This is a genomic window from Actinopolymorpha sp. B17G11 (genome assembly GCF_040196095.1).
In the GTDB taxonomy this organism is placed as follows: Bacteria; Actinomycetota; Actinomycetes; order Propionibacteriales; family Actinopolymorphaceae; genus Thermasporomyces.
On sequence record NZ_JBEFTW010000027.1, the window covers coordinates 103,324 to 116,438 of the forward strand.

At 64.9% G+C, this 13,115-nt stretch carries 12 protein-coding genes and 2 pseudogenes; 4 read left to right on the top strand and 10 right to left on the bottom strand.

Annotated elements, in window-relative coordinates; genetic code table 11:
* Positions 1-770: 770 nt before the first annotated feature.
* A pseudogene (locus tag ABN028_RS24530) lies at positions 771-899 on the top strand (IS256 family transposase); the annotation flags it as partial.
* Positions 900-906: 7 nt separating this feature from the next.
* Here ABN028_RS24530 and ABN028_RS24535 read toward each other — a convergent pair.
* Positions 907-1,470 (bottom strand): IS630 family transposase, encoded by a 564-nt coding sequence (locus ABN028_RS24535; protein ID WP_502879211.1) that lies wholly within the window; start codon positions 1,468-1,470, stop codon positions 907-909.
* Positions 1,471-1,599: 129 nt separating this feature from the next.
* Here ABN028_RS24535 and ABN028_RS24540 point away from each other — a divergent pair, with 129 nt between their 5' ends.
* Positions 1,600-2,847 carry an IS256 family transposase gene (locus tag ABN028_RS24540; RefSeq protein ID WP_349698272.1) on the top strand — a complete coding sequence of 416 codons (1,248 nt, stop codon included), beginning with the start codon at positions 1,600-1,602 and terminating at the stop codon, positions 2,845-2,847.
* A 104-nt stretch (positions 2,848-2,951) separates the two neighbouring features.
* Here the strand turns inward: ABN028_RS24540 and ABN028_RS24545 are convergent.
* Positions 2,952-3,611: pseudogene (locus ABN028_RS24545) on the bottom strand (IS630 family transposase); the annotation flags it as partial.
* Between the two features lie 46 nt (positions 3,612-3,657).
* Here ABN028_RS24545 and ABN028_RS24550 point away from each other — a divergent pair.
* On the top strand, positions 3,658-4,284 hold the full coding sequence (locus ABN028_RS24550; protein WP_349698256.1) for a tyrosine-type recombinase/integrase: 627 nt from the start codon (positions 3,658-3,660) through the stop codon (positions 4,282-4,284).
* Between the two features lie 255 nt (positions 4,285-4,539).
* Here the strand turns inward: ABN028_RS24550 and ABN028_RS24555 are convergent, their stop codons facing one another.
* The 7 genes from ABN028_RS24555 to ABN028_RS24585 all read right to left on the bottom strand — a co-directional run bounded on the left by ABN028_RS24555 (position 4,540) and on the right by ABN028_RS24585 (position 10,930).
* On the bottom strand, positions 4,540-5,019 hold the full coding sequence (locus ABN028_RS24555) for a VOC family protein (RefSeq protein WP_349698257.1): 480 nt from the start codon (positions 5,017-5,019) through the stop codon (positions 4,540-4,542).
* A gap of 673 nt (positions 5,020-5,692) precedes the next feature.
* Positions 5,693-5,923 (bottom strand): hypothetical protein, encoded by a 231-nt coding sequence (locus tag ABN028_RS24560; protein ID WP_349698258.1) that lies wholly within the window; start codon positions 5,921-5,923, stop codon positions 5,693-5,695.
* A gap of 412 nt (positions 5,924-6,335) precedes the next feature.
* Positions 6,336-7,085 (bottom strand): SDR family oxidoreductase, encoded by a 750-nt coding sequence (locus tag ABN028_RS24565; protein WP_349698259.1) that lies wholly within the window; start codon positions 7,083-7,085, stop codon positions 6,336-6,338.
* A gap of 31 nt (positions 7,086-7,116) precedes the next feature.
* On the bottom strand, positions 7,117-7,527 hold the full coding sequence (locus ABN028_RS24570) for a cupin domain-containing protein (protein ID WP_349698260.1): 411 nt from the start codon (positions 7,525-7,527) through the stop codon (positions 7,117-7,119).
* A 236-nt stretch (positions 7,528-7,763) separates the two neighbouring features.
* Positions 7,764-8,063: a hypothetical protein gene (locus tag ABN028_RS24575; protein WP_349698261.1), complete on the bottom strand. Its 300-nt coding sequence runs from the start codon at positions 8,061-8,063 to the stop codon at positions 7,764-7,766.
* Positions 8,064-8,197: 134 nt separating this feature from the next.
* Positions 8,198-9,280: an IS110 family RNA-guided transposase gene (locus ABN028_RS24580; RefSeq protein ID WP_349698273.1), complete on the bottom strand. Its 1,083-nt coding sequence runs from the start codon at positions 9,278-9,280 to the stop codon at positions 8,198-8,200.
* A gap of 759 nt (positions 9,281-10,039) precedes the next feature.
* Positions 10,040-10,930: a phosphotransferase gene (locus ABN028_RS24585; protein ID WP_349698262.1), complete on the bottom strand. Its 891-nt coding sequence runs from the start codon at positions 10,928-10,930 to the stop codon at positions 10,040-10,042.
* Between the two features lie 113 nt (positions 10,931-11,043).
* Between ABN028_RS24585 and ABN028_RS24590 the strand changes: the two genes are divergently transcribed.
* On the top strand, positions 11,044-11,694 hold the full coding sequence (locus tag ABN028_RS24590) for a ribonuclease FAU-1 family protein (RefSeq protein ID WP_349698263.1): 651 nt from the start codon (positions 11,044-11,046) through the stop codon (positions 11,692-11,694).
* A 268-nt stretch (positions 11,695-11,962) separates the two neighbouring features.
* On the opposite strand, the gene ABN028_RS24595 is transcribed toward ABN028_RS24590, so the two are convergent.
* Entirely contained in the window at positions 11,963-12,748 is a 786-nt protein-coding gene (locus tag ABN028_RS24595; RefSeq protein WP_349698264.1) for a VOC family protein, read from the bottom strand.
* Positions 12,749-13,115: the final 367 nt, after the last annotated feature.

A 13,115-nucleotide genomic window follows, 5' to 3' on the forward strand; every position in this document is an offset into this window, starting at 1 on the left:
GCGAGGCCAGCAGGTTGGAACTCGTCTGCGAACCGGGTGCTCGGCCACATGCGGCCGACCATTGCTGTCACGGTCAACACCGGCCAGCCACCACGAAGCGGCGCGCACGCCGAGCAGATCAACGCCCAGCCGAGTGTGAACTCCCAAGTCCGCCTGACCGTCGTCGTGCCATCCACGTGCCCCCTCAGACCGGGTACGCCGAGGTCGCTCCAGGCCGCTCAGAGGCCGGGTGCGTAGGCGTGATCGCTACCGTTCCGGCAGCGTTTCGACTGCTTCCAAGCTGGGCTCGCGGCACCCAAGATTGGGCTCCTACGAAGGGGGCTTCGCGCAGCCAGTCATCAAGTGCAGCGAAGTCCGTGTCGGTGAGGCCAACCTTGGACTCGACATGGTGGAGAGGAGAGCTTGCCCGCGATGGTGCGTCGATACCCAGGCTCGATCGAGATCGGTGAGCTCGTCGTCGCCCCAGATGAACGGGCGCCCGGACGCGGCATTGACGAGGGCTCGGGTCTTCCAATGCAGGACACCTATCTTGTCCTCATCCGGCGCGTCGGGCAGGTCTGTCACCGGAAGCCCCGGCAGTCCAAGCAGTGGAGCTATCACCTTGTTGGTGTCTTCTATCCACGCGTTGCCCACATCAAAGCACAGGGGCATGGCGAGCAAACGCGGACGACGCCGCACCATCGGAACGTCGTCGGGCGATGAATGATCAGCTTGCCAAGCGCGCTTGAGAGAACTCGCGTCAGTGCCTGTCGAAGTGGGTGAATCGCTAAGCTGCGATGAAGTGCCTGTACCTTGTGACCCGCAGCCTCGACCCCACCGGGACCGGAGCTGCGCGAGGGATGATGCGTTGGATGTCAGTGATCAACGCGTTCGCCATCACTTTCGGTGACCGCTGGCCGAGACCTACTAGTGTCCTCCGCCTGAAATTCGTGCGATATATCGGGCGGAGGAGTCGAGGATCTCCTCGGCTGTCTTCTTCCAGACGAACGGTCTTGGGCTCTTGTTCCAGTTGTTGATCCACTCGCGGACGTCTTTCTCCAGCGCTTGGACGCTTTTGTGGACGCCGCGGCGTAGGAGTTGGTCGGTGAGGAAGGCGAACCAGCGCTCCACTTGGTTGATCCAGCTGGATCCGGTTGGGGTGAAGTGCATGTGGAAGCGTGGGTGGCGGGCGAGCCAGTCGTTGATGGCGGGGGTCTTGTGTGTGGACAGGTTGTCGCAGACCAGGTAGACGTCGAGCTGGTCCGGTACCGCTTTGTCGATCCCGACGAGGAACTTCTTGAACTCACTCGCGCGGCGTCGCCGGTGGGTTTGGGAGATCACCGTGCCGTCGGCGATGTTGAACGCGGCGAACAGGCTGGTGGTGCCGTGGCGGACGTAGTCGTGGCTGCGTCGCTCCGGCATCCCAGGCATGGCGGGCCGCACTGGCTGGGACCGGTCCAGGGCCTGCAACGCCGGAGGGTGCAAGATCATCTGTGTAAGTAGGGCGGCCTGACCGGGTGGCAGGCCTTGGGGTTTGCTGCTGGAAGGGAACGCTCTGTGAGCACGGAAGTTGCCTCAGAAGGGTCGCAGGAGGATGTCGCCGCGGAGGCGGCGGCGCGGTTGGCGGCGTTGGTGTCGCCGGCGGCGATCGATCGGATCCTGGCTGATGCGGAGGCTTCTGGTACGCCGTTGGATGGCGAGGAGGGGCTCTTCAATCAGTTTTCGAAGGCGCTGATCGATCGGACGCTTGGGGCGGAGATGGACCATCATCTCGGCTATAAGAAGGGCGATCCGGAAGGGCGTGGGTCGGGGAATTCGAGGAACGGGACGTTTCAGAAGACGCTGCTCACGACTAATGGTCCGGTGCGGATCGAGGTGCCGCGGGATCGGAACGGGGAGTTCGAGCCGAGAATCGTGCCGAAGGGGCAGCGGAGGCTCGGGCAGATCGATGACATGGTCCTCTCGCTGTATGCGCGGGGAATGACCACGCGGGATATCCAGGCGCACCTGAAGGAGGTCTATGGTGCGGACGTGTCGCCGGAGCTGGTCTCACGGGTCACCGACGTGGTGACCGACGAGATCGCCGAGTGGCAGAACCGGCCGCTGGATGCGGTGTATGTGATCTGCTATATCGATGCCCTGGTGGTGAAGATCCGCACCGACGGTGTGGTGCGTAACCGGCCGGTCTACATCGTCACCGGCGTCGACCTCGACGGCTACAAGCACGTCCTCGGCTTGTGGATCGGCCCTACCGAGGGGGAGAGCAAGGCCTACTGGCTGAACGTGCTCACCGAGCTACGCAACCGTGGCGTGGACGATGTGCTCATCGTCTGCTGCGACGGACTGACCGGGCTGCCGGAGGCCATCCGCACCGTCTGGCCGAACGCAGAGGTGCAGACGTGTGTGATTCACCTGATCCGTACGTCGATGAAATACGTCTCGTACTCTGACCGCAAAGCCGTCGCCGCAGCGATCAAACCGATCTACTGCGCGGTGAACGAGCAAGCATCCAAGAACGCGCTCGAACAACTACGCAAGGACTGGGGACGCAAATACCCAGGTATGCTGGCCTCCTGGGACCGGGCGTGGGATGAGTTTATCCCCTTCCTCAAGTATCCGAAAGAGATAAGGAAGGTGGTCTACACCGCAAACGCGATCGAGTCATTGAACTACCAACTAAGGAAAATCACCAAGAACAGAGGGCACTTCCCCACCGAGGACGCCGCCGAGAAACTTCTATATCTCGGAATACGCAATATCACCGGACGACACATCGACGGCGGTGGTACCCGGGGCACCGGCACCTACGGATGGAAAACCGCACTCAACCACTTCGCCTTCGTCTTCGGCGACCGACTCCCCCTCTGATCACCAAGAGTAGCCAGAACAGATAAGCCTAGAAGGAGAAGACGCTGCCCTGACTTACACAGAAGACTTGACAACTCCGCGAACCCACACCCCACCCGAACCCCCAGTGTGGTGATGCCGTGCCGCACATAGTCATGGGTACGGCGCTCTGGCATGCCTGGCATCATCGGCAACACCGGAGCCGATCGGTCCAGCGCCTGGATCTGGGACTTCTCGTCCACGCACAGCACCAGCGCCTTCTCCGGCGGATCCAGATACAAGCCCACCACGTCACGGACCTTCTCGATGAACATCGGATCGTTGCTCAGCTTGAACGTGTCGACCAGATGAGGCTTGAGCTCGAACGCTTTCCAGATCCGCCCAATCGTCGACTTGCTCAACCCCGACTCCGCGGCCATAGAGGCCCGCGACCAATGCGTGGCGTTCTTCGGCGTCGTCTCCAACGTCTTGACGATCACTTCCTCGACCTGCTCATCGATGATCGTGCGTGGCGCGCCTGGCCGAGGTTCATCGACCAGCCCGTCCAATCTCTTATCCAGAAAGCGTCTGCGCCACTTGTTCACCGTCTGTGGCCAGATCCCGAGCTCGGCCGCCACGTCGGTGTTCGACCGCAACCCGTCCTGCTCGGCACACCCCAGCACAATTCGGCACCGCTGCGCCAACGCCTGCGACGACTTGGGCCGTCCAGCCCACCGCCGCAACGTCTCTTGCTCCTCAGCCAACAACACCAACGGCTCTTTCGGACGACCACGACGACCAGCCATAACCCAAGACTAGGTTAATTCACTGAATTCCTGGCGCAGGACACTAGTGGGGGAGATCCAGCCCAGCGGACCGCGGCTCGTGGCAATCTTCGGTGCCATGTACTTCGCAGGCCTCCGCCCCGAGGAAGCCGTCGAGCTGCGCGAATCCAACCTCGACATCCCTGCCGAAGGCTGGGGCGAGATCCACCTCGACAACGCCGCACCAGACTCTGGCTCGGCGTGGACCGACAGCGGACGCTCCCGCGAACAACGCCAGCTGAAACACCGGGGCATCGGCGACGGCCGGACGGCCCCCTGCCCGCCCCAGCTGACATCCCTGTTTCAGCGGCATCTCGAACGCTTCCGCCTGGACCACGAAGGCACGCTCTTCCGTTGCGTCCGCAACGGCGGCCCGCCAGACTCCAGCACCTACGAACGGACCTGGAGGAAGGCACGCCAGGCCGTGCTGACGGAGGCTCAGGTTCGTTCACGGCTAGGTAGGCGCCCGTACGACCTGAGACACGCGGCCGTAAGCACTTGGCTCAACGCGGGCGTCGGCGCCGCGCAGGTCGCCGAGTGGGCCGGACACAGCCTGAAGGTCCTACTTGAGATCTACGCTCACTGCATCGACGGCGGAGAGCATGCGGCGCGTGTGCGGATCGACGCGGCACTTTCAGTAGCACGTGACGCCTGAGGCGTCGCGGCGGCCATCTCGGTTTGCTGCGCCGACCTCCTATAAGTCAAGGCGCCGCTGACGCGGCGCAGCCGCCCGGCCGCCCTGCGGCCGGCGCGGGCGCGCCGTCCTCGGCCTCACCGGGCGGCACGACGGTGAGGGAAGTCTCCGCGACCCGATGCAGGACACCGAGGAAACCCTGCCGTTCCTTTGCCGGTCCGCGTCGTGCCGCTGCTAGCCCACACGGCGGCAATCGGTTCACGGCGGCGGCCACGTTCAGCCCGGGAGGTCCTCCGCGAGCTTTGCGGCGAGCTCGCCGTGCAGCAGTCCGGTGGACTGGCCGACCTCGATGAGGTATCCGTCCGGGTCCCGCATGTAGCAGCGGATCTCTGCTCCGCGGTCGATCGGTGGCGTAACAAACTCTGCGCCCTTGGCTCTCCACTCCTCGTAGCGGGCCCGGACATCAGCGACCCGCAGGTTGAGGAAGATCGAGGTCGTGTCGCCGGGTTGGTAGTTGACCACCGAGATACCTGGCTTGTCCGGGGTGGGCGGCCCGCCGGGGTTCATAATGATCCACGAATTGGCCAGCTTGACCATGCACGGGTTCTCGTCCATGACTAAGGTGCCGCCGAGGACACGCGAGTAGAAGTCCCGGGACCGCGCGACCTTGCGGACGGTGATGAAGAACGTCACCACAATGCTGTCGCCGGGCGCGGGGAGATTGGCGAAGTCGATCCGGTCTGCGGGATCCTTCATAATTCCTCCATTCCGGCGGCATTGGCTTATCGAACGCCGGTCCTGTTCACAACCCTTCCCTACCTGATCGCTGAGGCGGACGGCTTTCGGTATCGCAACGTCCTTCCCGGAGGTTCTTGCCGACGTGCTCCCGTCGCCATCTCGGCCTCGTCGATCAGCGCGTGATCGCTCGTCAAGCTGCTGCGGCGGCGGATGCCGAATCCGGAGTTCGCGGCGGGACAGCCCGTTCCCGATCGGACGGCAGCCGCGGGCGTCCTGGCTCCCAGCCACGTTCAGCAAGTCAGTCGCCCGCTGATCCGTGCCAGTTAGAGGAGCGCGCCATCGGGCTCGCTCCTTGGATGGTGAGGTCTTCAACTCAAGAGCAAGAACGGTGCCGCGTGGTCTGGGAGTTAGCCCTCAGCGCTGTGCCCGATCGGACGGCCCTCGGCGGTTGTGGCGACGTTTCTCCGCGATGTCGCCGGGAACGCGGGGCCGGTTCGGCGCCAAACACGCCACGAGGGGGTTTACGTCGGGCAGCAGGCGGCGATGATGCTTGATGCTCTCGCGCGGTTCCGGCTGAACCGAAGAGGCACCCTCCGCTCCGGCCCCCTTGCTCACGTGAGGGGGCCGGAGCATCTCAGATGCAGATCGACAGCGCTGGAAGGCGCGGGGGCTTTGGCCGGTGGGGCGAATTTCAGCGCGGATAGCCTGCGTTGATCCAGCTCTGGAACGGCTGGAGCCGTTCGGCGGGCCAGGCTCCGTCGCAGGGCATGCTGCCGTTCGAGAGCTTTTCGTAGATCTTGTCAGCGTTGGAGCGCACGTCCTGGTAGAAAGAAAGGTCGAACTGGCCCGCCATCGACTCGACGTCCTTTGATCGAAACAGGGGACGGATGTCGTGTTCGAAACTCGGCTCCTGCTGGCTCACTGATCTTCCCTTTTCTTCCGATGCTCCTGCTGCTGAGCCTTCCCGCTCACCAAGGCTCGACCCCTGCCGAGTTGAGCCGGCGGGTACAAGCGCGTGATGGACATCAAGTGTCACACCAAGCCGGCGCCGGTGGCGCTCGATCTGACTGACCGACGCACTTCAGGATCGCGGCGGCGGCATGCCTCACCTAGCCCGTCCTGACCCAGCGTGACCCCAACGACCTGCAACGCCAGGCGACGAGGAGCACCCAGTCGGCGACCTCCAGCGCGGAGCTGCAGGTCGCGATCAAGGTGCCTGCCTCTACAGATCACAGCCGCCAGCGTGCTAGCCGAGTGCTATTCGCCTCGCGCGCGAGGGGGTTGAGGCGAGCTGTGGCGACCACCTGTCGGGTACCAGCTGCGAGGGGCCGGGCCTACTTGTGGTGCTGGGCGAGCCATTCTGCCAAAGTAGTCTTGCCCAGGCGCGCGTCCGGCCCGGACGTGATCGAGGTGTCGGTCAGTTCGGTTCCGAAGTAGCGAGCATGTTGCTCGCCGACGACCTTGCGCGGGTCGTTGTCGGCGGCAAGGACGCGGCGGATCAGTTCGGGGAACTTGATTTTCTCCGGCCCGGCGATCTCGAAGACACCGTTCACTGGATCCGACACGGCAACCTCGGTCACTGCGGCGGCCACATCCTTGGCGGCGATCGGCTGGAGATTGGCCGCCGGCACGCGCACTGTGTCGCCATCGGTCGCGGCGTCGGCGGTGGCGCGCATGAACTCGAAGAACTGGGTAGAGCGCACGATCGTGTACGGCCGGGAGGCCTTTTCGATCAGCGCCTCCTGTGCGAGCTTGGCCCGCATGTATCCGCTGTCGGGCACACGGTCGGCACCGACAATAGTGAGCGCGACGTGGTGCGCGACGCCTGCATTCTCCTCTGCTTCGAGCAAATTTTGGCCGGAGGTCTCGAAGAATTCGAGCGCCGCGGCGTCCTCGAAGGACGGCGAATTGGCCAGGTCGACGACGACCTGCGCACCGGCAAGGGCCGCGTCCAGGCCCTCACCGGTGATTGTGTTGACCCCGGTGTTCGGTGATGCTGGCACGGCCTCGTGTCCTTGTGCACGCAAGTTCTCGACGACTTGGCGACCGATGAGCCCGGTACCGCCAATGACCACGATCTTCATGTCCTACCCCCGATCTCGTGCGTGGTGCGGGTCAGCGCGGCCGTGGCACGCGGCGACCGCGACGGCTCTCCAACTCGTCAGCGTCGACCGGGATCACCATCGGCTGGTCCGGAACGGACATCATCACGACCAGGTACCGGCTCCAAGCGTCTGGGAGGTTGTTGCCATCCTGATAATGGATGACGTCGCCACCGGGCTCCCAGAAGGTCTCACCCGCCTTGACCACCCGCGCGGGTTCGCCCTCCACCTCGAAGACAATCTCGCCCTCGAGCACATAGCCGAATGCCGGTCCGGAGTGCCGATGCGGCGGTAGCCCCGGACTACCAGGAGGCGACTTGACCAGCAAGGTCATCACCTCGGCTGACTCGGGAATGAACGGTGGCCGCTCGTCCAGCAACGTTGTGAGCTCGGGGGACTTGTCCTGCTTGGCCTTGGGCTTCATGGCTTCCGCTCCTCGGCGGGTCGACACCAGCTAGGTCCTTCTACGTCACGCCATCACCGGCATCTCATGCCGCCAAGGGGAATTGGGCCCAGGCTTGCTGTCCAGATGGGTTGGCCGCGGCGTTTGTGCACATATGCCACGTGAGGAAGTCGTAGGGGACTGCGCGGAGGCGATGCTCACCGAGGACGACACGCCCGAGCTCGCAGCGCTGGTAGGACTGCTACCGCTGGTCCAGCTCATCGACGGTGTACGGCTTGTACGCGCCCGGGTCTTGGATGCGCTGCCAGCGGCCAACCGCGCTGGAGACGACGACCGCCCGCGGCTGGGACCGCGGTTCTTGCCGGTTCCAGTCCTCCCAGGCTGATCGGGATGTTGAAGCTGGCGTGGTCATCGTCGGAGTCGGTCAGCTGGGTCTTCGGGATGGCGGTATCCAGCCACAGCGAGAGGTCGCTGGGATCCACCAGCACCGGTGACTGCCGGATGCCGGCGGCCGCGAGCATTGCGCCCAGATCCTCGGCGGCCCAGCGGCAAGTCACCGAACGGAGACGGATACCGGACTTCGTGGGGTTGCCGCCCAGGCCTGGCGGCGCTCCACGACGCGCCCATCGTTCTTGAAGCAATCAACGCTGGGGCTGGCTGAGTTCGGATCGGAGGGACTCTTCTATGTTTGTCAAGCCGGGGCTGGCTCGGCGTGGAGGGTTTCTAGGGTTCGGTAGATCTGGCGTGCGATGTAGCGCTTGAGGCAGCGGCGGATCTCCTTCGGGGTGCGTCCTTCGGCGCGTCTTTTCTCGACGTACGCGCGAGTCTCGGGGTCATGGGCCATGCGGGTGACGGTGGCCATGTGGAGTGCTCGATTGAGTTTTCGATCGCCGCCGCGGTTGAGTCGGTGGCGTGTGGTGTTCCCCGAAGATGCGGGAATGGCGCTGACTCCAGCCAGCGCGGCGAAAGCGGCTTCGGTACGCACACGTCCGGGATGGGACCAGGCGGCGTAGACGGTCGCGGCGGTGACCGGCCCGATGCCGATCTTGTCCAGCAGTGGTGCCGCCTTGCTCTGCTCGATCAGAGACCGCAGTTGTGCCTGATTGTCCGCGAGTTCGTGATCGAGGACGCCGATGCGCTTGGCCAGCCGGACGGCCTCAGCGCGTGCGACCGAGAGGGCGAGGTCTTCGGTGCGGGTGCGCCAGGCAGCGACCTCGGTGATCTGCTTGTTGGTCAGTGGCTTGCGAGCGTCGAAGCCGAGATCGGTCGCGCGTAGCAGGGCGGTGAGCGCGTTGACGCACGCGGTCCGCTCAGTGCTCATGTGTTCGCGTGCGGTAGTCAGCACGCGCAGCGCGGCGCGTGCACCATCGTCCGCGCGGGGACGGCGTAGCTGGTCGTCATCGAGCGGCAATACCGCAGCAGCGATGCGGTGAGCGTCGAGTGGGTCGGACTTGCCGACGCTACGGTGCGTTCGTGCGTCCATGCGGGCGGCCTCGGCAACGTCGTAGCCGGTGTCGGCCACCACGTGTGCGAGCCGAGCGCCGTAGGTTGCGACGCACTCGATGACCCACAGCGTGGCCAGATCGCCGCCAGTGCAGCGAGCAACCCAGACCAGTGCCCGCTTCAGGCCTGCGGGAGACGTCGGGAACTCCTTCGCGGCGATCAGTTCGCCAGTGACTGCGGACAATATCGCGTAGGTGTGGTTGCGGGCGTGGGTATCCACGCCGATGACGAACGGGCGGGCTTGCGCGACTATAGCCACGGCGGACGTGATTCCTTCCGGGTAGGGATGATGATGCGGCCGTTGCGGGCCGGCGCAGGCCTGGATGAAAGTCACTTCGGGGCAGCACTGTGATGAGTCACGACCCTGCCGGTGAGGCGGGGACGGACAGTCTTCTGATCAAGCCATCGGAGTGGGCCGGGTCAGCGTCGGCCATCCCGCCCAGGGGCCGGACAAGTCCATCGAAACGCACCATGGGGCGAGTAGTTGTAAGAGTCACGACCAAGGGACGGAGCAACACAGCGCTTACCCTGCCAGCCAGTCCCAGACCAGCCACCCCAAGACTCACAGTGGTTGTAGACGCTGACGGAACTGATGGGACGGGCGCGCGCCTTGGCGAAGCAGGGCTTAAGCGCGGCGACCTGCCGATCGGTCCTGTTGTGGCCGGCTAGGGCGGGCGGGTAGTTGCCGAGGCGTCGTGGCTCTGGGAGCCGGAGGGTCGGCCGCGTCCGGGTGCGCCGGTCGCCTACCGGATTCCCCAACTGGTTGGCGGGGTGCGCGCCGCAGACAGTGCGGCATTGATCCGCACCTACGCAGACGCCGGTCCAGCTGGACCGTTTCGGCAGTGGGCAGAAAGCTTCCTTGGTCTCAGGCGAGGCGTCGACGTGAAGACACGTAGCTGGTAGCAACGCCTCGATCAACCATGCCGTATCGCCGGAGTGCGTCCGTAGGAGGATCCGCTACCGGACGCCCGCGAATTCGGCGGATTGCCCTACACGGATCAATGCGCCGCTGACGCGGCGCACCGCCCGGCTACCGCCTTTGCGTGCGGCTGTGCCGGTCAGGTTGCCAGCCGCCCGGGTCGTGAAGCGTGCCGTCTCGGCTTCGTGATCCAAAGTTTCCGAGGGCATGGTCTCGCAGGCCTGTGTCGCCAAGTAGGTCTGCTGCAGTTGCGAGCTGCAAGGTGAGGCTGGCGCGGTGGATCATTGCACGGTCAAGAACGTCGTGGTCCACGATCTGTGACACGCGCTCTGCGCCGTAGTAGCTGATCAGTGAGGCGGCGTCGATGGCAGGGTCGCCGAGACACGCGTGGTCGAGGTCGAGGATGCCGACGATCTGATCGCCGCTCCACAAGATGTTGTGCGGTCCGAAGTCGCCGTGCACGAACTGCGTCACGCCGGCGGCCTTCTCTGCCTCGAGCACGTCGGCAATGACGGTGGTGGCGAGAAGTTGGAGATCTGGTGCGAGCCGGGGCAGCAGGCGTTCGTGGACCAGCTCGGACCATCGACGGCCACCGCACCAGCTGCGTGGCTCCGGCAGGCGATCGGTCCACTGTTCGGGCGTGACCTGTGCGAATGCCACCAGGGCGTTGCCGATCTGGGTGGAGGCCGCTTCCCAGTCGATGCCGGGGCGATGTTCGCCTGCGACGAACGAGGTGAGCATGCCAGTCCGGCCACTGCGACTAACCACGCCAGACAGCGGCCGGGGGAGGTCGTAGGGCAGCTGAACGTCGCCAAGGAGTTCCAGGACTCTGTGCTCGCGCTGAACCCGCTCGGTCTGCTCGCCATGGCAGGACACCCTCCCGACGACATCAGGCGCCCGCACTGCCACGTCGTGAAAGCAGGCCTCGTGCACGTCAGCGTCCTGCCAGCGGTACTGCGGCCAGACGTCCTGCAGCCACGTAACGACCGGTGATGTCACCATCCTCCTATCCTGCCCGGTCCGCTCGCTTTCGGCTGTGCCCTCGACCGGTGCGCGGATGCATGTGGGGCCCTTACGCCTCCACGGGGGCCGGGCCGTCGCCTAGGGTTGAGGGCATGGCACCTTCGGGATCGGGCCGGTTTGAACCAGGCAGCGTCGCCGTACGGCGCGACATGTTCCGTGGCAAGGTGCGGTCAGCGTGGCCAACCAGGGTTGTCCACGACACGGGCGAGGAGGTCGCCTGGGTGTGCTGGTCGGGCGCCGAGTTGACGGCGAACACCAATTGGCGCTCGGGTGATGATTCGCAGCGCAGGCTGGCGGAGAAGGCGTCCGGGGACTGGTCGCTCGGCACATCGGTGTTCAGAGATGGCAGCATCCTCGGCTTTCAGCTCGCCGACGTGTGGTTCAGCGTTCTGTTGCTCTTCCAGCCGAGCGGCGAACTGGCGATCTGGTACGTCAACTTCGAACAGCCCTACCGTCGTACGCCGATCGGCATCGACACCTGCGACCACATCATCGACCTGGTGTTCGACCTGGACGGAACGCACGAATGGAAGGATGTGGACGACTACGCCTACGGCAGGCGGCTCGGCTTGGTCACCGATGCCCAGCACACGGAGATCGAACGCGCGAAGGACCAGGCGTTCGCGATGTTCGAGAAACGCACCGGCCCGTTCGACGAGAAGTGGTTGAGCTGGCGGCGCGACCCGGCCTGGCCGCTGCCCGTCCTACCGGACAACGCGACCACGGTCCCTGCCGTCAGCTAGGAGCTCGGCATCAACGCCGTCGAGCAGCTGGTGGCCAAGGGGACCCGCCGCGGACCGGTCTGCCAGCCGTTCGCCGGCGGCCGCTTCGTGATCAGACCGTCTCAGATGCGGATCCCTTCCGTACATCCACCGCATAGTCGCCGTCATGGTCGCGCAGGTGTCGACGGACGTTCCCAAATGAGACGGCCGATAGCAGCACCGTCACCAGGCTGTCACGAGGTGCGGCAGACCCGTGTTATGTGGCGTCGCTACATCAGAACCTGCTGGGTCAGCCGGCCGGGTAGAGGCAGAACGGATGTCCCTCCGGGTCGGCGTAGACGACGCATTCGGCACCCATGTCAGGGAGCCTCGCGGCACCGAGTCGGCCGACGAGGTTCTCCGCAGCTGCGAGATCGTCCACTTCGATGTCCAGGTGGAGCTGCTGCGGTCGCTCAGGGTCAAGCCACTGCGGTTGCTGACCCTTCGCCCCTTGGAAAGCGATGTCGAACGAGAGGTCGAAGGCGAGATCGCGTGGCGTCGGATCCTTGGCCCTGATCGTCACCCAGCCGTCGGTATCTTCCATGCGTTCTGGCATGTCCAGGAGCTCGGCATAGAACGCGGCGAGGTCGCGCGGCGAGTCAAAGCAGTCGAAGACAATGCCGCCCAGTAGCCCTCTCAGCGCCTGTTCCTGTTCGTTGGCCGGGTGTCCAAAGCAGAGGCAGAACGGGTGACCTGCTGGGTCCGCGTACACCGGACAGCCTCCGCCCAGGTGTGGGAGCCGGGTCGCTCCTAGCCTCAGCGCCATCTCCGTCGGGCTCTCGGCGTCATACCCATAGACAAGGCCTGGGCCGTCCAAGTGCAGCTGCTGCGGATACGCCGGATCGGGCCACGTCGGCGGTCGATAGTCGTCGACGGTGGCGAACGCGAGCCGGATGCGACTCTTGTCGTTTCCGATGACAACCCTCTCGGGCGTGTCGACGTGCCGGATCGGCATCGGCACGAGCTCGGCGTAAAAGGACGCCAGCTTCTGTGCATCTGGACAGTCGAAGGTGATGTTCTGCACGTTCGCACGCATGCTCACAGCTCCCTGCAATCTCGGGGACAGGTCGGCGGACACAAGAGCGATGCTCGGATCCGCGCCGAGCCCCTGCGTCAACGAAACCGTCCCCAGAGATCCGCACCCGCGGTCGAACCGCTCGCCACCACCGTAGGGAGACGTCACTGACATCTCTTGTCAGTAGCAGCCTTCGTACCTCCTCACCGACCGGAGGGGGCCGGCGCGCTCAGCCGCCGGCTAGGCGTCCCGGTTGGGGATCCGCGGGTTCGAGCGGTGATCGCAACACCCGATGGGTGAGGGGTGTTGTGGGTGCGGTTCTCTTTGCGGATGGTTGCGGAGGTTCATGAGCGGTTCTGGGAGGCGATGGCGCGGGGGGATTTCGTCA

What these genes read in the sequence shown, in the direction of transcription:
- ABN028_RS24535 (WP_502879211.1), bottom strand. Translation starts at nt 1,470, where the DNA reads ATGATCTTGCACCCTCCGGCGTTGCAGGCCCTGGACCGGTCCCAGCCA.
- ABN028_RS24555 (WP_349698257.1), bottom strand. Translation starts at nt 5,019, where the DNA reads ATGAAGGATCCCGCAGACCGGATCGACTTCGCCAATCTCCCCGCGCCC.
- ABN028_RS24565 (WP_349698259.1), bottom strand. Translation starts at nt 7,085, where the DNA reads ATGAAGATCGTGGTCATTGGCGGTACCGGGCTCATCGGTCGCCAAGTC.
- ABN028_RS24570 (WP_349698260.1), bottom strand. Translation starts at nt 7,527, where the DNA reads ATGAAGCCCAAGGCCAAGCAGGACAAGTCCCCCGAGCTCACAACGTTG.
- ABN028_RS24585 (WP_349698262.1), bottom strand. Translation starts at nt 10,930, where the DNA reads ATGGTGACATCACCGGTCGTTACGTGGCTGCAGGACGTCTGGCCGCAG.
- ABN028_RS24590 (WP_349698263.1), top strand. Translation starts at nt 11,044, where the DNA reads ATGGCACCTTCGGGATCGGGCCGGTTTGAACCAGGCAGCGTCGCCGTA.
- ABN028_RS24595 (WP_349698264.1), bottom strand. Translation starts at nt 12,748, where the DNA reads ATGCGTGCGAACGTGCAGAACATCACCTTCGACTGTCCAGATGCACAG.